A 17,090-nucleotide genomic window follows, 5' to 3' on the forward strand; every position below is an offset into this window, starting at 1 on the left:
AGGGAAAGACATGGCGACAAACGCAAGCCTGAAAAACCAGCTACAAAATAGCACGAGTAAAACACCATCACCAACCGCTGCGATCAAGTCGATTTTGGATTCACCAAGTATCAAAAAGCGCTTTGAAGAGATCCTGGATAAGCGTGCACCTCAGTTCATGAGCAGCATTGTGAATCTCTATGCGTCCGATGGGTACCTGCAGAAGTGTGAACCGATGAGTGTCATTTCGTCGGCAATGGTAGCCGCAACATTGGACCTACCCATCGATAAAAACCTTGGCTACGCCTGGGTGGTGCCGTACAAAGACAAATCGGGACGGCAGATCGCACAGTTTCAGTTGGGGTACAAGGGCTACATCCAATTGGCTCTCCGAACGGCCAAGTACAAGGCGATCAATGTGCTTGAAGTGCACCAGGGCGAACTGCAGAAGTGGAATCCACTTACAGAAGAATTGATCATCGATTTTGAAAAGAAAAAGTCGGATTCCATTATTGGCTACGCCGGCTACTTCGAATTGATCAACGGATTCCGCAAGACGGTGTACTGGACGAAAGAACAGATTGAAGCACATCGGAAGAAGTTTTCAAAGAGTGATTTCGGTTGGAAAAACGATTACGACGCGATGGCAAAGAAGACCGTCATCCGCAACATGCTTTCCAAGTGGGGCATTCTCTCCATTGAGATGCAGCAAGCATATAACGAAGAATCCGAGCCACAAGAGAATGTAGCCGCTGAAACGAATCCCGTCGTGATCGACACGGATTTCCAGGTTATCGATGACGAACCGGGGCCAGATTCTGAAACAAACGAACCATCAGAAGAAAGCCAGGTAGATCATCAAGCATCGGCAGAATTTGATCCTGCTGAGATTGACTCATTGTTTGGATCGAGATGAACGAACGGACGCAATGGTTTCCACTCCCGGATTTGTACCAGACATTCACTAATGCCGAAACTCTCAAGCGTTATGCAGTCGCATATATGTCCAGTCGGTATCCGGGGTGGAAGCCCCTCAAGATCAAAAACTACAGGGTTTTGGCTGAAAGGCGAGGTGAAAACGGTTGAACTACATTCAGGAGATCAACGCCTTCTACGATTGGCTCGAAACAAACCCAATACCTGATTCAGCGATTGTTTTATGGCATGCCTTGATGCACATAAACAACAAGGCTGGATGGGTACCAGAGTTTGCGGTAGCCATATCGACCCTATCTGTAAAAACAGGGTTAAAGAAGGATGCGGTCAACAGGGCACGCCATCGCCTTCAACAAGCCGGGAGAATTGAGTTTAGAAGCAGGTCAGGCCAACAATCAGCCGTGTACAGAATCATTCCGTTTGCGTCTGAAAAAACGACACAAAGTGCGTCACAAACCGCATCACAAACATACGAGATAGACCATTGCGTCGGTTTAAGCGACACAAACCGCATCACAAACCGAGAACAAACCGCGACACAAAGTGCGTCACAAACCGCATCCATTATTAAACTAAACGAAACTAAACAAAACGAAACAAAAGAATCTGCTGCTGTAACCGGTGACGACCCATTCACCTTTTATCAAAACAACTTCGGGGTCATGAGTCCTTTCATTGTCCAGGACATGACACAGTGGTGCGAGGAGATGGGAGATCAGCTCGTCGTAGAAGCGATGAAAAGAGCATTGGTACAAAATCAAACAAGATGGTCGTATGTAACTTCTATCCTCAAGGACTGGCTGAACAAGGGATATAAGACCCTGGAAGCCGTGGAAGCAGAGAAAGTAGCCATTAAACGCCGGCGAGAGGAAAGAACGGCGAGGAGAGTTACGCCTCTTGAGGACAAGCTTCCGGCCTCAGTGCAATGGCAGCAGCGCCAGGGTGATCGGATCGAAACGGGGACCCCTATGGGCGTTAAGGATGACCCTGAGTTAAGTGGTCTATTGTCGAAACTGCGAGCCAAACAACAAACAGCGGGAGGGTGACAAACATGCAAGCACTTCAAAACGTTTTCAGTTTTCAGGATAAGCAGGTACGAGTTGTTCTGCGGGATGGTGAACCTTGGTTCGTGGCCCGTGATGTGTGCGAGGTACTGGATCACAGCGATACCAGTACGGCAATCCGTCGGCTGGATGACGATGAGAAGCTGACCCAAACAATGTTTGTATCAGGTCAAAACAGGGAGGTATGGCTGGTTAACGAGCCGGGCCTGTACTCACTCATCTTGACCAGCCGCAAACCAGAGGCAAAAGCCTTCAAGCGCTGGATTACTCACGAGGTTATACCGGCGATCCGGAAGACCGGAGCATACGCTGTCGATCAAAGCAAAGTAGTCCCCCTCAGCGAACGCCAGGCGCTGATACAATCTCTCAAGCTGACGGCAGAATTGGCGGAGGAGATGGAGGAGGTTAAATCTATCACCCAAACCCACAGCCAAAAGCTGATGGAGCTGGAGCAGAAGGTCGAAGAACAAATCACTATCGACCACGGAGAGCAGCGCATTCTGCAGCAGGCAGTTGCCCGCCGGGTCTACGAGGTGGAGAGCGATCCGCAGCGGCGCCGCGAATTGTTCCGCCAACTGTATCGGGAGATTAAAGATCGTTGGGGAGTGCCCAGCTATCGGGACGTACGCCGGTCCGAGCTGCAGCAGGTACTTCGCTACGTAGAAGCCTGGATGCCAAGACGGACGGCGTAGGAGGAGGAGCGATCATGAAGCAGCCAAAACGCCCGACACGGGCCCAGAAGAAAGTAATCGAGCAACACAAGCTGAATCCAAGCAACTGGTTTGTTGAGAGGGACACTCCTGCAGAGATAGTCATCGTTCACCGGCAAACAGGCTCGGTGCGAGTGTTTCAGAAAGGAGCGTAGAGCGTGAGGTACACGATGGCGGAACAGGAGACCGTACTGGTCTATAACCGCGAGACTGACGTATGGACGGCATACTCTAACGTTCCGAAGCATATCCGGCGGTTGGCGTCTATCGTCGATATTCAACCGGTAGAGACCGGGGAGGACGGCTAGGTCGTGGCTGTACGGGCGGAATTGACCGAGAAACAGATTCGCTTCGCGGCGCCGCGGCAATTGACCGATGAACAACGCCAGGCACTACGGGAACGAGCGCAGCGAATGCGGTTAAAACGAGGAACAGGAGAAGGAGGGCCGGCAGAAGATCATGAGGATGAAAGTTAGCCAAGCCAACCGCGGCCAAGCCTTTGAGGACCTGCTGAACTTCACGAATCTTCAGTACGAGAAAGCCGGAATTGCGTTGATACACAAGCGGCCGACGCCTATGAAGCCATTGACGCCGGCAGGGCTTCCACTTCCTTGCGACGTTCGAGAAGAAGTCAACGGTCGATTACGACGGTGTTTACCGCGGCCGGGCCATCTACTTCGAGGCGAAGAGCACCAGGGAGGAAACCCGGTTTCCGTTGGACAACATCGAGCCGCACCAGATCGAGCATTTGGAGAAAGCCGAGAAACAAGGGGCAGTCTGCTTCTTTCTGATCGAGTTTGCCAAGTCGCATGAAGTGTTTTTCGTGCCGTTTGCGACCGTTCGGCACTACCTGCTGCATGCGAAGAACGGCGGGCGGAAGAGTATCCCGCGGGAGGACTTCGACTACTACGCCTACGCCGTGGAGAAAACCAAACGGGCAGCCCTGGACTATCTGGTCCACGTGGACAAGCTGATCGGCGAAGGCGCGGCATAAAAGCTTCAGGGAGAGTGTGGAAGATGAGCAACGCACAATCAAAGCGCAAACCAACGCCGTTCCCATTCATTCGGACGGAAGTCTATAAGTGGATTCGGCAAAACAGCACGGCTGCTGGAGTGAACAATTACAAAGTCGGCGGCGGACGGCCGGCGTGGAACGGGAGTAAGTGATGTGATAGGTGAATCAGCTACTGAGGATACAGCCGGCTGGCCTGACCGAACAACTCATAAACGTGGCGGAACTGCCTGATGGGGAGATTGGGGAACACAAAAGCTACTTCGCCGGGGTTCAACTCCAGCTGGTCATCCTGCTCAAGGACAAACGGAATCTCCAGAGCGGCTAGGGCTTCGCGCAGGTAGCTGACTTCCTGCCAGGGGACCGCGTAATAGAACGACTTTTCCATGCGATCACGCTCCTTCTGGAAGCGTAACACAACCAGTTGGGACAAAAAAGGATGGAGGTTAACGATGCGGACTACTTTTACATCGCTGCACCTGTTTTGCGGTATTGGAGGCGGTGCCCTTGGCTTCCAGCAGGCTCGGGAAGAGTGGCGGGGCGTCGTCGGGCGTATTGAAACGCTGGCTGGAATCGACTGCGACCCGGAGGCGTGCGCAGATTTCGAGCGGATCACTGGTGCGCCGGCGGTGCAGATGGATCTGTTCAGTCGCCAGCAGTACATCGATTTTCACGGTCAAGAGCCGCCGGCGGAATGGAGGGAGGCGACCCCTGACGACATCTGGAAAGCTACGGGCGGGCAGGCTCCGGACATCGTTTTCACCAGCCCGCCATGCAAAGGCTTCTCCGGTTTGCTTCCGGAGAAGTCAGCGAAAACGAAGAAGTATCAAGCCCTTAACCAGTTGACAGTCAGGGGGATGCAACTCTGCCTGGAAGCATTTCAAGACGATCTGCCGGCGCTGTTCCTCCTGGAGAACGTACCCCGAATCAAGACGCGCGGGGACCGACTGCTGAAAGAAATCAAGCGGCTGCTGACAAAATACGGGTATGTATTTCAGGACGAAAGCCATGACTGCGGCGAAATCGGCGGGCTGGCCCAGCACCGAAAACGATACCTTCTCATCGCCCGAAACCCCCAGAAACTTCCGAATTTCGTCTACAAGCCGCCTGTCCGCCGCGTTCGGGCAATCGGCGAAGTGCTGGGACCTCTACCGTTGCCGGATGATCCGGCCGGCGGCAAAATGCACCGGCTGCCGCGGCTGCAGTGGAAAACCTGGGTGCGCCTGGCGCTTATCCCGGCCGGCGGTGACTGGCAGGACCTGGAAAAGATCGAATGGGAGAATTACCGGATCCAGTACGAACCGCGCAAAGGAGCAATGGCGGTCGGTGAGTGGGATCAGCCAAGCGGTGCGGTGACCGGTGCTGCAGGATTCGGGCGAAGCAACGGGACACAGGCAGTTGCGGACCCGCGCCTGACGCTGGAAAACATGTTTCCGAGCGGGTACGGCGTCCAGGAATGGGACAAGCCGGCTCAGACCATCCGGGCTGCCGGCAGGATCATGAATGCCCCGGTGTCGATCGCGGATCCACGAACCGGGTTCAAAGAAGGGACGCACGGGGCGATCTACCGGGTACTCAGATTCGATGAACCCGCGAACACGGTGACCGGTGCAGCCCGGCCAAACAACGGAGCTCCATGCATCGCTGACCCGAGATTGGGAGTAGCGAAGGGATATACGAACAAACGGCAGGTGCTTGACTGGGAGGGCCCGGCCAGCACAGTGACAGGAACGCCAGATATTCAGTCAGGTGCTCAAAGCATAGCCGACCCCCGCCTCGGCTGCGCGCCGCGATCCGGTACGTTAGGTGTACAACGTTGGGACGAGCCTGCAAAGACCGTGATCGGCAGCGGTGACATCCACGCCGGCGCCGCGGCGGTCGCCGATCCGCGGATTCCCGACGATTCCGAACGTGGCGTATGGGTGATCATCGCGGAGGACGGCACCTGGCACCGGCCGCTGACGACATACGAGCTGGCCATGCTGCAGGGGTTCCCTACACACCTGACCGACGGTACACCGTTCGAACTGGTCGGCAACAACGACGCTAAATGGCGGGAACGGATCGGGAACGCTGTTCCTCCAGCAACCGCCCAGGCCATCGCAGAGACAATGCTGCGTTCACTGCTGGCGGCACAGGACGGAACATGGCTGATGGCTGCAGAGGAAATTTGGGTTGCTCCTCATGGTGGGAATGAAGATGTAATGAACGTCGTGCATTGAGTGGTGACGACCATGTTTCGGACAATTTACGTTGCTGGCGTGAACCGCAAGCACCTGGCGGCCGCCGCCGATCCTATACCTTACTGGTTGCTATCTGTCACTCTGCTCCGAAAGTACCCCGCCTGGCTCGCCGGGTACCTGCCACGCCGGCGGGTAATTTGGGACCCGGGCACATTCAGCGAGGATGCTGTCGCCTACCACCGGTATCGGTCTTACCTTGACAGATACGCACGAAGCCAGGACGAATACCTGCAGTATGACGAGATCGGCGATCCAGAGGCGACAGCGTGGTATTTGCAGGACATGAGGCGGCGCGGATATGATCCGATCCCCGTCCTTCAGCCAGGTGGAGACGTTCAACTCCTGCAGGAGAAAAGGGTGGCGATCGGCGGAACGGTGCCTATGACGGCAGAGCAGCGGCGGGCGTATCTTGACCACCTGTTCTATGACCATGAAGTTCGGGCTAGTGTACACATTCTCGGAATGTGGAGGCCGGAGTGGTTCGAACCATACGCGCAGGCCGTGAGCGGCGACAGCACAACTTGGATTCCGCGCAGCGAGTACAACCGGCGGAAATCGATCGAGGAGTGGCTGCAGGGGTACGGAGAACAGTGGATTCCGTTTAAACCACGAACGGAGTTACAAATGCGGATGGTAATTTAACACAATGCTCATCATGTAAAAAGACAAAAGGCCACCCAAAGTCTAGGGTAGCCTTCTTGAAAATCTTTATACATGGGCAGGTTCGGGTGTTTGCAGATGAAGTGGTGGAGGAACTAACCATCCCTTCTCTTTGTTAATACGTAACAGTCGGGCTCCGTATGTTGCTTTCGACATATGGAATTGACCAAACATCATCCCAATATCTTCACGAATTGACTGTCCCATAATTTGGCTGCATGATACTAATCCAGCAGCAATATCTAAAGATACACGAGCTGCAATTTCTGGATCATTGAACCTTGCACCAACAGGGATGCTTTCTAAAGTTGCTGTTGGACGTTCTGGTGGAGAGGGTGGTAAACCAATTCCGTTGATTTTAAGTAAATTTTCAATTTGCTCGATTTCCTGCTTCATATTTTGCGTTAAGTCTTCAAGAAATGTTCTTAAATCCTTGTCGCCAGTGTGGTTAATGAATGTTTGATAACCTGCCAACAATCCTTTGGTTACGGTAAGGTAACTCCAAACGCCAAAGACTTCACCGTAATGCATTGGCTCGTTTTGTGGATTTCCGCTTAAAATTCCCATAACCGTCCTCCCAGCATTGATTAGAGTTGTAAGATCCATATGGGTTCTCCTTACTTTAAAGATTTAACCCGAATTTATCTTTTACAGGGAGCTCGAGATTTATTATGGGAATTTTATACAAGTTTCAATTTGTTAAATGGGGGGATGGATTAAGTAAAAAAGTTGAACAACCAAATAATAATCCGAATTGTAACTGCTATAAGTGCCCATATAAGCAACTTTATCCACCAAGGTCTTTTTTGTTGTTGCTGCTGTGCTTGATTGTCGAGTTGCTTTTTTTTCAGTAATAGTGGCAACTGTGAAGCGACGATTGCAACAATACCTGAAAATATCCAAAACCGCATAGTTTTCTTGGTTTCATTAGCCCCCATGTTATTTCGACCTCCTAACACTGTATAGTGTTCCCAAATTGGAGGGATTGCATAGGGGAGCAAGTCTAAGGTGTTTAACAAGATGTGTAACGTGAAAACTTGCTCACGAGATGATAAAACTAACCATCACCCCCACAGCGAAACTAAAAAGGGATGCCACCCAATACTCAAATTTGTAAGGGGAGTCGGAAATCAACCACTTTGTTCCCAGTAACGGTAGACATAAATACCCTACAGCTATCAAAACTCCAAGGGCACGATATTCAAATGCAGGTGGATGGAGAGGTGGACCAAATAATCCGATTCCAAAGAAAAGTACACCAGATATTTGTAATACGAGATACGCTGGGACACCAATCACAAAATTAAGAAGAAAAATAATGACAACAGGAACCTTTGTCAAATCGATTCACCCACCTGATTACGCATGATTGATTTAGTTTGACATCAAAGGTGACTAGACCTCTAATTTTACAAAATAGTTACTCAGATAAGGGAGGAAAGAACCATGAAATACTTTGAAATCCATTCTCCATATTACGCCTTGGTGAAAGCGGAAACGGTAGAGAAGGCGATTGAAATCTATGTGGAGCAAGTAGCCGATGACGACGGCACTTTGCGCGAAGAGATCAAGGAAGTGGATCGGGATTACGCGCTTATCCAGTTTGCCAGAAGCGAGTCGGAGGACGGAGACTTTATGCCGGTTCCCGAGACTTTGGACAAGTTCCACAGAGAGAAGAGCGAAGTGCTTCTGATTGACTCTGGGCTGTTGTAAGGGCGATATAGGGAGCGGCCGTCTGCGGCTGCTCCTGGATCACAAAAGTTCAGGGAGGCAAGACCGATATGAGACTGACCGAAAAACAAAAGGCCGTACTGCTGGCACTGACCAATGGGTGGCAGACGCCGGCGCAGATCGCAAGCAAGATAGGATACCACACGGCATCATACGTCAATCTGCCACTAAAGGTATTGATTCGCGAGGGGTTGGCTGAGAAGAAACCTGATGTGCGGGGGCAGTACCGGCTGACTCCATTCGGAGCGTATACCAAGGACAAGGCAACACACGAAACTAAACGGTAATTAAAGAAAAACGGAGGGATAATGATGGATTTCAAGTTGTTCAAGGTTAACGACGATTACCCGGAGTACATCATTGCTAGGACGGCAGATGAAGCATTGGCGGATCACAATGAACGTGGCGGAGCTGATTATGCCGTAACGATGGACGAAGTTGAGGAGGTTTCACTTGATGAAATTGGTAATTTCGAACAAGTGAATGGCAGTTACAAGCGAATGACATTTCGAGAGTTCATCTCGGAAACGCTCGGATCCGATTTCACATACACGAAACCACTATGCATTTGCTGGAACGACTGATTTAACACAACATTACCTGTGACAAAAGGAGGGATCGGGATGAATAAGACACAGGTAAAGAAGGGTGATATTGTTCACCACAAGAAAGATGATGTACTCAAGTACGGGGAAGTCGTGAAGATTTCCAAGACAGGTCGCGCGTTTGTTCAGTGGCCTGTTGGGCCGAAATTGCCGTTTGGTCACTTGGCATACTATCCGGTTGATTCACTGATAGTTGTCAGCCAAAACGATTGACTTAACACAGTATTTCGGGAGTAAAGGGGAGGATAAAGCATGCACTACAAAACAGAATTCACGCACGGCAAAACGACTTACCACTTGGACTACGCCGTCGGCGACACGGTGGAGTGGGCAAGGGGAGCATCCGGCATAACAAAGAGCAAGCAGGGAAAAGTGGTGGCCATCGTCATGCCGGGAGAAAATGCGGTTTGGAAAATGCCGCTTGGAACGGTTCCTAGCCAACTGAAAGGGCAGCGGCGCGCGTTAATTCCTCGGGCGCTGGTTGAAGTGCCGCGGGGAGGCCAATCGGCCAAATGCGACTATTACACGCCGCATGTGAACTGGCCGCGTCTGGCGAGGGATGAACCTTAAAATTACTTTTTTGATCTGTAGAACAAGAGAATCGCAAAAACCACACCAAAAAAGAGAACGACGGAAAGTGACTTGTTATCCGCGTCAAGGAGACTATATTCAGGCATATGTTACCTCCATAGAAAAATAGCCCCCTGCTGGGAGCCATGGAAAAGCCGTCCTAGAAAATTATACCACGGGCAATCCGCGAGGGGGAATGGAAGATGAGCACACGAGCCAAGGAACTAAAAATCGATATACAAACAATGACGATCACGGTCCCAGTGGGAAAAGAGCCGGCCATGATCCTGGTGGATCCGAAACAAGGAAAAGCCAAGTTCGTACCACTGGTGCCACACGGCGAAACCGTGGTAAAATCAAGTCAGGGAAAGATTGCCAAGGTGGATTACCGGGAAAGTGAGTTGTTCTAGACATAGGGGGAAGGCCGGTGGAAATAGTAGCGGTAATCTTTTATGTAATCTGGCTTGCGTTAACCGCTTTTATTGCATTAAAACCACGAGCCTTCTGGAAAACATTTGGTGGTTGGAAGGCAACTAGGAATCCTTCGCCAGTATACTTTTTGTTCATCAGAGTTTTTGGAATCCTGGCCTTTTCAAGTACACTGTTGTATTTTCTCGCTCAAATTAACTGAATCGTTGCCTGATACCGAGATACGGGAGGGCGTCAGAACTATCACCCAATATGGGTGTGTTCTGGCGTCCTCTTTTATTTTGCCGGAAAAAGAAGGACAAGCCGTGGCAAAGGTCAGGGACATTTTGGAGTACAAGCAGAGGAAAGAGAAAGAGCCGATCAGTTTTGCTGAGCACCTGGAGCGTGCAAGGGAACGGCTGCAGCAACAGCCGCCGCGGGCACGCGGGAAGCCGGCAGATGTGTTGACGTTCGACGAGGTGCGGCGCCTAATGGGGGACGTCGGGCCGCGACGGTTCCTCAAAGATCGAGGTAACAGACGCAAATAGACGCATTGGGGAGGGGTTCTCATGCAGGATTTGCTGAAGGAGTACAAAGAGACCAGGAAGGCGCTGGAATGCATTCAGCGTCGTCTGAAAGAGCACGACGATACGGATAGAATTGTTCGTCTTGAAGAAGCTCAAAAGAAGACAGGGAAGGCAAAAACCACATCGAATGGAGACGAAAATAAAAGCGAGCGTCAGATCATCGGCGAGATGATCAGCGACGTCGAGTATGTGATTGAGTGGCTGGAGACTGGCCGGCGTCCGGGGAACCGACGGGGAATTGAGCGGCGCGCTGCTAATCAGCGGGTACGGCTTATGGACCCGATCCGGATGCAAGCGTTCGTCGCTCGCAGCACGGCCGGCAGTCCGGCGAACTTGACGGAGTGGGAAAGGCAGCAGATTGAGGACGCGCTGTGCGTCCTGAGCGAGAGGGAACGGGAGTGCTATGTATTGGCGCACGGCGAATGCTTCTCCTACGAGGATATTGCCAATTTACTCGGGATCAGCAAAAGCAGCGTGGCGACGCATATCAAACGCGCGCAGGCGAAAATATCTGAGCGACTGATGAACAGCTTATTCCTAGTGGGATAAGCTGTTTTTGTCGATATAAGGGGTGGAGGGTGATCTTATGGCATTAGATTTAAGTGCAAATGCGCCGTGGATAACGACTGCGGCGGTTAAGTTGGGGGTATTTGCAGTAGGGATTGCTGTTGCCCTGGCGTTGGTAAACACGCTGACGCCAAGGTGGATGCGGGGGATTTTGAGCGCCGCCGTCATGTTGGGAGGAATCTACCTGTTTTCTAAGTGGCTGAGTTGAAAAAGCACTATTTTTGTCACACGAAAGCCACTTATAAGTGAAAGGAGCTTTTTCTTTCACGAGAACCCCTTCCTCAACGATGCAGTGGCGGAATAGGTAGACGCAAGAGGGTGCATGTGACGGCTCGGGTAGGATGTGTCCCGCCTATGACACCGATGAACAAATGTCTGCAAGGTGCAAATCCTTGCCTGCATCGAAAAAAACAAAAAGCCATTCGGAAACCAAGACGCTAATACTTTGCGACGCGGTTAACCGGTTGGCTTTTGTTTTGGAGGGAGAATCAATGCCGAAATATCGAAAGAAGCCTGTTGTAGCTCTTGTATGATGAACAAATTTTGAAAACAAATATAGAGGGATGATAAGTTTGGACTTATCATCCCAGTTAGTTTACTGTGAGTTCGGCTTTGTTGGTGGACGATCTGGAATCCTTTCAAAGTTTTCGTTGATAATTCTTGGTGCTGGCGGCTTCGGTTCCGGTTTCTGCGAGGCACTTGAAGTTGGGGAAGAACTCGGCCTTTGGTTGTTATCTCCCATCTTTTGCTCACCTCCTCTCACTGAAAAATTTGATTCAGTTTGGTTAACGATTTCGACTTTCGTCGGTTTTTTCAAATTGTCTTCTTTCCCAGCAAAGTACAAAAAGCCCATAACAGCACCAATGACCACGGAGATGATGAAGAAGTACCCGGCCCGCCATAGAAACTGTAACTTTCGTTCATTTTCAATCATGTTAGAGGATGTGTTATCTCTATATAGACCTTCTAAATAAATCCGCACTTTTTGATGGACTAATTGAACCCTTTCTGATTCTGGAACATTATCAAAATAATCCATCAAATCTTTTGAGTATTTATCGATTTCAGAAGGCAAAGGGAGATAACTATATTTATAACCCAAATATGCCCTCATGAGAAAATAAGTCGTAACAGTTAACGAACAAAAGTAAAGAGTCAAAGAAATGTGAAATAAGCAAGTCCAATTACCTAAGCTGACTTCATCTTGAGTATCAAGACAATATAATCCTGCACCAATTAAGATTGGCAGGACCCCAATCGGAAGACTTATCCGCCCGTTAATGGTCTCTCTACGCTCATGTTCGAAGTAATACATCTCCTTAAAAAGGTCGTGGTTGTCATGGTTGTCCATTTAAAAAACCTCCTATGAATCACTTGTAACATTTTACCTATTACAAAAAAACTAGACAAGAGAAATCATCGTGGAGGCTTCTTGCCACGACACATGAGCCATACGGCATCCAGCGGGGGGGATCGTTCACGCCGAGTGCGAGCCTCTTTTCCCCATGTCCGCAGCGGGTGTGGGCTGGCTCGCGACCGAGGCCCCTGCCGAAGGAAGTGGGGAGTTGAAATCATCTGTCGATTGTATAATATTGGTACAGGAGGTGGGCAAGGTATGTGGGCGTGGTCTATCAATCTGATTGGTTTGATTTTTGCTTTTGTTGGTGCTCTTTTACTATTTATTGGCTCTCCAAGAGATACTTCTGAAAATATTACACTCTCGACGTATTCTCCATGGAGTGGAAAAGGGCAAGTTGCTGAGGGGAGAAAAGAGACCAGAGTTAGACTTTCAAGAATTGGTTTCGCGTTTGTAACCTTTGGTTTTCTGCTTCAGTTGATCTCAGCAATGTTACAGTTTCCTCGTTAGGTTCTTAGCACCCATGTGGTGCTTTTTTTCATGGAGGTGGGTGACGTGTAGTGCGCCAATTCATTGACCCGGAAACGGGGGAGGTATTCTACGAGGAACAAATCCTCCGGCGCCCGGATGAGATCGTCAAAGTGTTTCGGCCTGCCGGCCGCAACGCAAAATTCGTGAAGATCAAAGCCAGCCAGAAGGCCAAGAGACGGCTCAGAAAGCTGTCACTTGCCGAGGCTGGTTTTTTGTTGAAGATCGCGCCATACGCCAGTGAAGGAACCAATCTTCTGCTGGGGGACAACGAGCGCGGTCAGAAAACGCGTGACGCATATGATCAAGGAACCGGCCCAGATTGCTATAATCTACAAGGAAAATGTAGGAATTTGAAGAATCACGTCGAATTAATGAAATAAGTAACTTTATTAAGGAGATTTTTAGGATGAAAGATTTATTGGAGAGGCTCATAGATTTTAGAGATAAACGTGACTGGAAGAAATATCATACCCCTAAAGATCTAGCGATTTCAATTTCTTTAGAGGCTAATGAATTACTAGAGAATTTTCAATGGAAGAGCAGCGAAGAAGCTGTTGAAGCAAATTTCGAGAATATCAAGGACGAGTTGGCAGATGTTGTTATTTACGCTTTACTAATGTCGGATGTATTAGGGATTGAACTTGAGGAAGCAATTAGGAACAAGATTAGGAAAAACGAGATAAAGTATCCAGTCAGTAAAGCTTTTGGATCTAACAAAAAATATGATGAGTTGTAGGTGTGACTTATGAACAACGTGATTCTCCAACCCGCTGCTAATGGCGATGCCAAGCAACACTACATTGATACAATCGTAAACCCAGTCGAGCTTAGTCGTATAGCTAGATATTTAGAAGACGAACATGTACAAAAACTAAAAGAAATATATCCGGATCAAGCGATACCAACTTGGGGAGTCACGCCAGGAACGACCAATGGGAACATACCAAAATGGAATAGAATTCAGACCGGCGACATTACTTTGTTTTCAGGGAACGGGGGAATCTTCTCCTCGGCTATAACGACGTACAAAGTACGTAGTAAGGAATTAGCTCTTGATCTTTGGGGCACAGATCCTAAGGGACAAACCTGGGAATACGTATATTTTCTAGACGAAGTAAAGCAACAAAGAATTTCCTACCTTGATTTCAACCGGGTTGTTGGTTATAAAGATAACTTTATCATCCAAGGTTTTAGTATTTTGGATCAGGAAAAAAGCATCAGAGTAATTGAAGCCTTTGATCTTCAAAGTGATACTCACTTTCCAGAGATTCCATTTGAAGAATACGAAAAAGCAATAAAGGACTTTGACCCTAACAAGCCACTTGATGCTCAGGGTAAAGTGATGATAAGGACCGAGCAAAGCTTTCTTAGAAAGGTTTTGTTTGGGAACAAAAAAATTGCTACCTGTGGCATTTGTGGTCACGAGTATCCTACAAGTTTTTTAGTAGCAGCACATATCAAGAAAAGATCTAAATGTACGCCAGAAGAAAAACTTGATTTTAGAAATATTGTTATGCCAATGTGTAAGTTTGGATGTGACGATCTATATGAGAAAGGTTACATTACTGTATTTGAAGGCAAAATCATTACAAATAATAAAAAGATCGTTTCACCATCTCTAAAGAACTATTTAGATCAGTTAAAAGGTAAAGAGTGCTCTTTTTGGAACGAGAACAGAATGAAATACTTCGAATGGCATTATAATTATCATTTGTTTGAATGAACATTTTATGCACCCTAAGGGAAATTACCCTACGGGTGCTTTCCTTTTACAAAACAAACTCAATTGGGTGGTGGTGATGATGTAGTGGCGAGAGCACGCAGTCCAGACCGAGACAAAGCATTTGAGATGTGGCGAGACAGCGGCGGAACGATGAAGTTAAAGGACATCGCCGATGCTTTGGGGCTGTCGGATACACAGATTCGTAAGTGGAAGAATCAAGACAAATGGGACTATCAATTGAAAGGTAACGTTACCATTCCGAAAAGTAACGTTACCAAACGTCGGCCCGGAGCACCGAAAGGAAATAAGAACGCCGTGGGAAATTCAGGCGGAGCTGCACCGAAGGGGAACAGCAACGCCGTCACCCACGGCTTTTTTCGTCGCATCTTTCCAGACGATGAAGAGACACATGCGATTATCGGAGAGATCGGCGTGAAGAGTCCACTGGACATCCTCTGGGAGAACATCGTCATTCAGTACACGGCGATCGCTAGGGCGCAGAAGATTATGTTCGTTCGTAACCAGCAAGACGAGACGCGTGTGCTGAAAAAGCAAAAACGACAGCTTGACAGCGAGAAGGTCGGTAAAGGAGAAAACCAAAGAGTTGAGACATTCGAAACTTATGTCGAGGAAGAGTGGGAAATTCAACACGCCTGGGACAAGCATGCAATCTTCCTGCAAGCACAATCTCGAGCGATGGCGACGCTGCAGGGGCTTATCAAGCGGTATGAGGAGATGCTTGTGACCGCACTGGCGACTGAGGAACAGCGTCTGCGCATTGAGAAGCTGAAGCTGGAGATTGGGAAGCTGCAGTCCGGGGATGATGACCAGCAAAGTGAGGTTATAGTCCGGAGATGGTCGCAATGAAAACAATCTATGTTGATCCATTTGAAGGATGGAAACCACACCGTAAACAAATCGAGGTTATGCAATGCGATGTTAGAAACATCGTCATGAACTGTGGCCGGCGCGGAGGCAAAACCAATGTGGGCGCCCGGAAGTTTTTTGACAACATCCTGGCCGACATTGAGAAGGGGAAGGGGCTACCGTACAAACCGCCACGAAATCTCAAGGTTATGAAGAAACCAAAGCCGCGGTTGGAATATTGGTGCGTGTCGCCGACCTACGCCATGTCCGAGATCCAACAGGAGGAACTGGCTTCTGTCATCCCTGAAGAGATGATTGAGAGTTGGGATGCCTCCAAGAATCGAATCTGGCTGAAAGGCTGGGTGTTGATTCAATTCAAATCGGCGGACAACCCGAAGACTCTTGTAGGTAAGGGATTAGACGGTGTTTGGCTGGATGAGGCTTCGAAGATGAAGCCGGAAACATGGAGCGGTTATCTCGCCTACGCGCTGGCTGATAAAGGTGGTTGGTCGATTTGGACGACCACTCCAGAGGGCATGAACTGGTTCTACCACGACATCGTACTCAACGGCCAATATACTCCAGCAGGCGGTCAACCGGATGAATATCGTTACGACCCCGAATGGCGGAATTTCTACTGGACCAGCAAAGACAATCCACTGCCGGAGTTGCAAAAGAACATTCAGCGTATGATTGAAACTATGCCAAAGCGTTACGTCGACCGGGAGATTTTCGCCCGGTTCGATGTGTTTTTCGGGCAGGTTTACGAGGAGTTTGACCGTTCCATCCACGTGGTGCCGCGCGACCTGTGTGAGCAAAAGTTCCGCAACGGTCATTTCGTTCATGTGGAGGCGGGAAAGGACTGGGGCTTCACCAATCCCGGCGTTACCCTGGTTGGTGCTATGACATCAAACGGGGAACTGTGGATCGTGGATGCGATCTACAAGCCGCAAATGGAGATTCTCATTCCAGGGGACCCGAACTGCTGGGTGGCCCAGGACAAGGAACTGATGAAGAAGTGGAAAATCCGGCTGTTTTGGTGCGATGAAGAGGACCCAAGTAACATCAAGACATACCAGACGAACGGGTTGCCGGCCAGGCCGGCCAAGAAGCATCTGAAACAGGGGATTCGCGCCGTATCAACGCTGTTCACGGTCAAGTCCGACAATGGGCGGCCGAACATATTTATTAGCGACCACTTGAAAGACGTGATTCAAGAGCTGACAAACTACCGGTACCCGGAAGATGTTGCCGGCGACAAAGCAGAGATTCCGCTCAAGGAAAACGATCACGCGATGGACGCTCTGCGTTATTTGGTGTGGAACAGCAAGACCTTCCACCAACTGTTGATCGCAAGGTTTAAGGTCATCCCGTGGAAAATCGCTGACAAAGCAGCCTAAGAAAAACGGAGAAATCCGGAGAAAACAGGAGATCGTGTTTTTGACCCGAAAATGTCGTTTTGTCTCTCGGTGGTGGACATTTTGGCCCATGGCAAAAAGGCATAATCGCCGAAAACGGCCGAATTTGGCTGAAAATCGGG

General features: G+C 49.5%; 27 protein-coding genes and 1 pseudogene. 24 read left to right on the forward strand and 4 right to left on the reverse strand.

Going from position 1 to position 17,090, the window contains the following annotated elements; translation table 11 throughout:
* The first annotated feature begins 10 nt into the window (after positions 1 to 10).
* The 6 genes and pseudogenes from Q7F15_RS01450 (at position 11) to Q7F15_RS20525 (ending at position 3,683) form a co-directional block, all read left to right on the forward strand.
* Complete coding sequence (locus Q7F15_RS01450; RefSeq protein WP_304414944.1) at positions 11 to 895, forward strand: recombinase RecT; 885 nt, start codon at positions 11 to 13, stop codon at positions 893 to 895.
* Between the two features lie 166 nt (positions 896 to 1,061).
* On the forward strand, positions 1,062 to 1,961 hold the full coding sequence (locus Q7F15_RS01455) for a DnaD domain protein (protein ID WP_052660193.1): 900 nt from the start codon (positions 1,062 to 1,064) through the stop codon (positions 1,959 to 1,961).
* A 5-nt stretch (positions 1,962 to 1,966) separates the two neighbouring features.
* Entirely contained in the window at positions 1,967 to 2,671 is a 705-nt protein-coding gene (locus Q7F15_RS01460) for a BRO family protein (protein ID WP_304414945.1), read from the forward strand.
* A gap of 14 nt (positions 2,672 to 2,685) precedes the next feature.
* On the forward strand, positions 2,686 to 2,844 hold the full coding sequence (locus tag Q7F15_RS01465; protein ID WP_304414946.1) for a DUF6906 family protein: 159 nt from the start codon (positions 2,686 to 2,688) through the stop codon (positions 2,842 to 2,844).
* Positions 2,845 to 3,154: 310 nt separating this feature from the next.
* A pseudogene (locus Q7F15_RS20520) lies at positions 3,155 to 3,229 on the forward strand (Holliday junction resolvase RecU); the annotation flags it as partial.
* A gap of 130 nt (positions 3,230 to 3,359) precedes the next feature.
* A complete protein-coding gene (locus Q7F15_RS20525; protein ID WP_368509258.1) occupies positions 3,360 to 3,683 on the forward strand; it encodes a Holliday junction resolvase RecU in 324 nt (107 codons plus the stop codon).
* Between the two features lie 190 nt (positions 3,684 to 3,873).
* Here the strand turns inward: Q7F15_RS20525 and Q7F15_RS01475 are convergent, their stop codons facing one another.
* Complete coding sequence (locus Q7F15_RS01475) at positions 3,874 to 4,089, reverse strand: hypothetical protein (protein WP_304414947.1); 216 nt, start codon at positions 4,087 to 4,089, stop codon at positions 3,874 to 3,876.
* A gap of 64 nt (positions 4,090 to 4,153) precedes the next feature.
* On the opposite strand from Q7F15_RS01475, the gene Q7F15_RS01480 reads away from it, so the two are divergent.
* Together Q7F15_RS01480 and Q7F15_RS01485 are read left to right on the forward strand one after the other, a co-directional pair.
* The gene (locus Q7F15_RS01480; RefSeq protein ID WP_304414948.1) at positions 4,154 to 5,923 is read left to right on the forward strand and encodes a DNA cytosine methyltransferase; all 1,770 of its coding nucleotides are present in this window, start codon (positions 4,154 to 4,156) and stop codon (positions 5,921 to 5,923) included.
* 12 nt (positions 5,924 to 5,935) lie between these two features.
* Positions 5,936 to 6,586, forward strand: coding sequence for a hypothetical protein (locus Q7F15_RS01485; RefSeq protein ID WP_304414949.1), 651 nt, complete (start codon positions 5,936 to 5,938; stop codon positions 6,584 to 6,586).
* Positions 6,587 to 6,652: 66 nt separating this feature from the next.
* Here Q7F15_RS01485 and Q7F15_RS01490 read toward each other — a convergent pair whose 3' ends face one another.
* A complete protein-coding gene (locus Q7F15_RS01490; RefSeq protein WP_438286236.1) occupies positions 6,653 to 7,171 on the reverse strand; it encodes a DUF3231 family protein in 519 nt (172 codons plus the stop codon).
* 149 nt (positions 7,172 to 7,320) lie between these two features.
* Positions 7,321 to 7,542, reverse strand: a complete 222-nt coding sequence (locus Q7F15_RS01495) for a hypothetical protein (RefSeq protein ID WP_304414950.1) — start codon at positions 7,540 to 7,542, stop codon at positions 7,321 to 7,323.
* 508 nt (positions 7,543 to 8,050) lie between these two features.
* Between Q7F15_RS01495 and Q7F15_RS01500 the strand changes: the two genes are divergently transcribed.
* The 10 genes from Q7F15_RS01500 (at position 8,051) to Q7F15_RS01545 (ending at position 11,280) form a co-directional block, all read left to right on the forward strand.
* Positions 8,051 to 8,317 (forward strand): YosH family protein, encoded by a 267-nt coding sequence (locus tag Q7F15_RS01500; protein ID WP_304414951.1) that lies wholly within the window; start codon positions 8,051 to 8,053, stop codon positions 8,315 to 8,317.
* A gap of 68 nt (positions 8,318 to 8,385) precedes the next feature.
* Entirely contained in the window at positions 8,386 to 8,622 is a 237-nt protein-coding gene (locus Q7F15_RS01505; RefSeq protein ID WP_304414952.1) for a hypothetical protein, read from the forward strand.
* A 24-nt stretch (positions 8,623 to 8,646) separates the two neighbouring features.
* On the forward strand, positions 8,647 to 8,919 hold the full coding sequence (locus Q7F15_RS01510; protein WP_304414953.1) for a hypothetical protein: 273 nt from the start codon (positions 8,647 to 8,649) through the stop codon (positions 8,917 to 8,919).
* A gap of 39 nt (positions 8,920 to 8,958) precedes the next feature.
* On the forward strand, positions 8,959 to 9,153 hold the full coding sequence (locus Q7F15_RS01515; RefSeq protein WP_304414954.1) for a hypothetical protein: 195 nt from the start codon (positions 8,959 to 8,961) through the stop codon (positions 9,151 to 9,153).
* Between the two features lie 39 nt (positions 9,154 to 9,192).
* Positions 9,193 to 9,510: a hypothetical protein gene (locus Q7F15_RS01520; protein WP_304414955.1), complete on the forward strand. Its 318-nt coding sequence runs from the start codon at positions 9,193 to 9,195 to the stop codon at positions 9,508 to 9,510.
* Positions 9,511 to 9,713: 203 nt separating this feature from the next.
* The gene (locus tag Q7F15_RS01525; protein ID WP_035295986.1) at positions 9,714 to 9,920 is read left to right on the forward strand and encodes an XtrA/YqaO family protein; all 207 of its coding nucleotides are present in this window, start codon (positions 9,714 to 9,716) and stop codon (positions 9,918 to 9,920) included.
* A gap of 17 nt (positions 9,921 to 9,937) precedes the next feature.
* Positions 9,938 to 10,141 (forward strand): DUF6199 family natural product biosynthesis protein, encoded by a 204-nt coding sequence (locus Q7F15_RS01530; protein ID WP_152523432.1) that lies wholly within the window; start codon positions 9,938 to 9,940, stop codon positions 10,139 to 10,141.
* 103 nt (positions 10,142 to 10,244) lie between these two features.
* Entirely contained in the window at positions 10,245 to 10,466 is a 222-nt protein-coding gene (locus Q7F15_RS01535; protein WP_304414956.1) for a hypothetical protein, read from the forward strand.
* Between the two features lie 21 nt (positions 10,467 to 10,487).
* Positions 10,488 to 11,054 carry a sigma-70 family RNA polymerase sigma factor gene (locus Q7F15_RS01540; protein ID WP_304414957.1) on the forward strand — a complete coding sequence of 189 codons (567 nt, stop codon included), beginning with the start codon at positions 10,488 to 10,490 and terminating at the stop codon, positions 11,052 to 11,054.
* A gap of 37 nt (positions 11,055 to 11,091) precedes the next feature.
* Positions 11,092 to 11,280, forward strand: coding sequence for a hypothetical protein (locus Q7F15_RS01545; RefSeq protein WP_304414958.1), 189 nt, complete (start codon positions 11,092 to 11,094; stop codon positions 11,278 to 11,280).
* A gap of 387 nt (positions 11,281 to 11,667) precedes the next feature.
* On the opposite strand, the gene Q7F15_RS01550 is transcribed toward Q7F15_RS01545, so the two are convergent.
* Positions 11,668 to 12,423, reverse strand: a complete 756-nt coding sequence (locus Q7F15_RS01550; RefSeq protein ID WP_304414959.1) for a hypothetical protein — start codon at positions 12,421 to 12,423, stop codon at positions 11,668 to 11,670.
* Positions 12,424 to 12,687: 264 nt separating this feature from the next.
* Here Q7F15_RS01550 and Q7F15_RS01555 point away from each other — a divergent pair, with 264 nt between their 5' ends.
* From Q7F15_RS01555 to Q7F15_RS01580, 6 genes are all read left to right on the forward strand, one after another.
* Positions 12,688 to 12,939, forward strand: a complete 252-nt coding sequence (locus Q7F15_RS01555) for a hypothetical protein (RefSeq protein ID WP_304414960.1) — start codon at positions 12,688 to 12,690, stop codon at positions 12,937 to 12,939.
* Between the two features lie 50 nt (positions 12,940 to 12,989).
* Positions 12,990 to 13,340 (forward strand): hypothetical protein, encoded by a 351-nt coding sequence (locus Q7F15_RS01560; protein WP_304414961.1) that lies wholly within the window; start codon positions 12,990 to 12,992, stop codon positions 13,338 to 13,340.
* A 26-nt stretch (positions 13,341 to 13,366) separates the two neighbouring features.
* Positions 13,367 to 13,696: a nucleotide pyrophosphohydrolase gene (locus tag Q7F15_RS01565; RefSeq protein WP_304414962.1), complete on the forward strand. Its 330-nt coding sequence runs from the start codon at positions 13,367 to 13,369 to the stop codon at positions 13,694 to 13,696.
* Between the two features lie 9 nt (positions 13,697 to 13,705).
* Complete coding sequence (locus Q7F15_RS01570; protein ID WP_304414963.1) at positions 13,706 to 14,683, forward strand: HNH endonuclease; 978 nt, start codon at positions 13,706 to 13,708, stop codon at positions 14,681 to 14,683.
* Positions 14,684 to 14,767: 84 nt separating this feature from the next.
* The gene (terS, locus tag Q7F15_RS01575) at positions 14,768 to 15,550 is read left to right on the forward strand and encodes a phage terminase small subunit (protein ID WP_304414964.1); all 783 of its coding nucleotides are present in this window, start codon (positions 14,768 to 14,770) and stop codon (positions 15,548 to 15,550) included.
* Positions 15,547 to 16,950: a terminase large subunit domain-containing protein gene (locus Q7F15_RS01580; RefSeq protein ID WP_304414965.1), complete on the forward strand. Its 1,404-nt coding sequence runs from the start codon at positions 15,547 to 15,549 to the stop codon at positions 16,948 to 16,950. The genes terS and Q7F15_RS01580 overlap by 4 nt, the downstream gene beginning before the upstream one ends.
* Positions 16,951 to 17,090: the final 140 nt, after the last annotated feature.

Origin of the sequence: Brevibacillus aydinogluensis (genome assembly GCF_961514395.1) — a bacterium.
In the GTDB taxonomy this organism is placed as follows: Bacteria; Bacillota; Bacilli; order Brevibacillales; family Brevibacillaceae; genus Brevibacillus; species Brevibacillus aydinogluensis.

What these genes read in the sequence shown, in the direction of transcription:
- Q7F15_RS01570 (WP_304414963.1), top strand. Translation starts at nt 13,706, where the DNA reads ATGAACAACGTGATTCTCCAACCCGCTGCTAATGGCGATGCCAAGCAA.
- Q7F15_RS01545 (WP_304414958.1), top strand. Translation starts at nt 11,092, where the DNA reads ATGGCATTAGATTTAAGTGCAAATGCGCCGTGGATAACGACTGCGGCG.
- Q7F15_RS01525 (WP_035295986.1), top strand. Translation starts at nt 9,714, where the DNA reads ATGAGCACACGAGCCAAGGAACTAAAAATCGATATACAAACAATGACG.
- Q7F15_RS01450 (WP_304414944.1), top strand. Translation starts at nt 11, where the DNA reads ATGGCGACAAACGCAAGCCTGAAAAACCAGCTACAAAATAGCACGAGT.
- Q7F15_RS01550 (WP_304414959.1), bottom strand. Translation starts at nt 12,423, where the DNA reads ATGGACAACCATGACAACCACGACCTTTTTAAGGAGATGTATTACTTC.
- Q7F15_RS01490 (WP_438286236.1), bottom strand. Translation starts at nt 7,171, where the DNA reads ATGGGAATTTTAAGCGGAAATCCACAAAACGAGCCAATGCATTACGGT.
- Q7F15_RS01500 (WP_304414951.1), top strand. Translation starts at nt 8,051, where the DNA reads ATGAAATACTTTGAAATCCATTCTCCATATTACGCCTTGGTGAAAGCG.
- Q7F15_RS01580 (WP_304414965.1), top strand. Translation starts at nt 15,547, where the DNA reads ATGAAAACAATCTATGTTGATCCATTTGAAGGATGGAAACCACACCGT.
- Q7F15_RS01520 (WP_304414955.1), top strand. Translation starts at nt 9,193, where the DNA reads ATGCACTACAAAACAGAATTCACGCACGGCAAAACGACTTACCACTTG.
- Q7F15_RS01505 (WP_304414952.1), top strand. Translation starts at nt 8,386, where the DNA reads ATGAGACTGACCGAAAAACAAAAGGCCGTACTGCTGGCACTGACCAAT.
- Q7F15_RS01485 (WP_304414949.1), top strand. Translation starts at nt 5,936, where the DNA reads ATGTTTCGGACAATTTACGTTGCTGGCGTGAACCGCAAGCACCTGGCG.
- Q7F15_RS01515 (WP_304414954.1), top strand. Translation starts at nt 8,959, where the DNA reads ATGAATAAGACACAGGTAAAGAAGGGTGATATTGTTCACCACAAGAAA.
- Q7F15_RS01480 (WP_304414948.1), top strand. Translation starts at nt 4,154, where the DNA reads ATGCGGACTACTTTTACATCGCTGCACCTGTTTTGCGGTATTGGAGGC.
- Q7F15_RS01510 (WP_304414953.1), top strand. Translation starts at nt 8,647, where the DNA reads ATGGATTTCAAGTTGTTCAAGGTTAACGACGATTACCCGGAGTACATC.
- Q7F15_RS01460 (WP_304414945.1), top strand. Translation starts at nt 1,967, where the DNA reads ATGCAAGCACTTCAAAACGTTTTCAGTTTTCAGGATAAGCAGGTACGA.
- Q7F15_RS01475 (WP_304414947.1), bottom strand. Translation starts at nt 4,089, where the DNA reads ATGGAAAAGTCGTTCTATTACGCGGTCCCCTGGCAGGAAGTCAGCTAC.
- Q7F15_RS01465 (WP_304414946.1), top strand. Translation starts at nt 2,686, where the DNA reads ATGAAGCAGCCAAAACGCCCGACACGGGCCCAGAAGAAAGTAATCGAG.
- Q7F15_RS01555 (WP_304414960.1), top strand. Translation starts at nt 12,688, where the DNA reads ATGTGGGCGTGGTCTATCAATCTGATTGGTTTGATTTTTGCTTTTGTT.
- Q7F15_RS01565 (WP_304414962.1), top strand. Translation starts at nt 13,367, where the DNA reads ATGAAAGATTTATTGGAGAGGCTCATAGATTTTAGAGATAAACGTGAC.
- Q7F15_RS01495 (WP_304414950.1), bottom strand. Translation starts at nt 7,542, where the DNA reads ATGGGGGCTAATGAAACCAAGAAAACTATGCGGTTTTGGATATTTTCA.
- Q7F15_RS01540 (WP_304414957.1), top strand. Translation starts at nt 10,488, where the DNA reads ATGCAGGATTTGCTGAAGGAGTACAAAGAGACCAGGAAGGCGCTGGAA.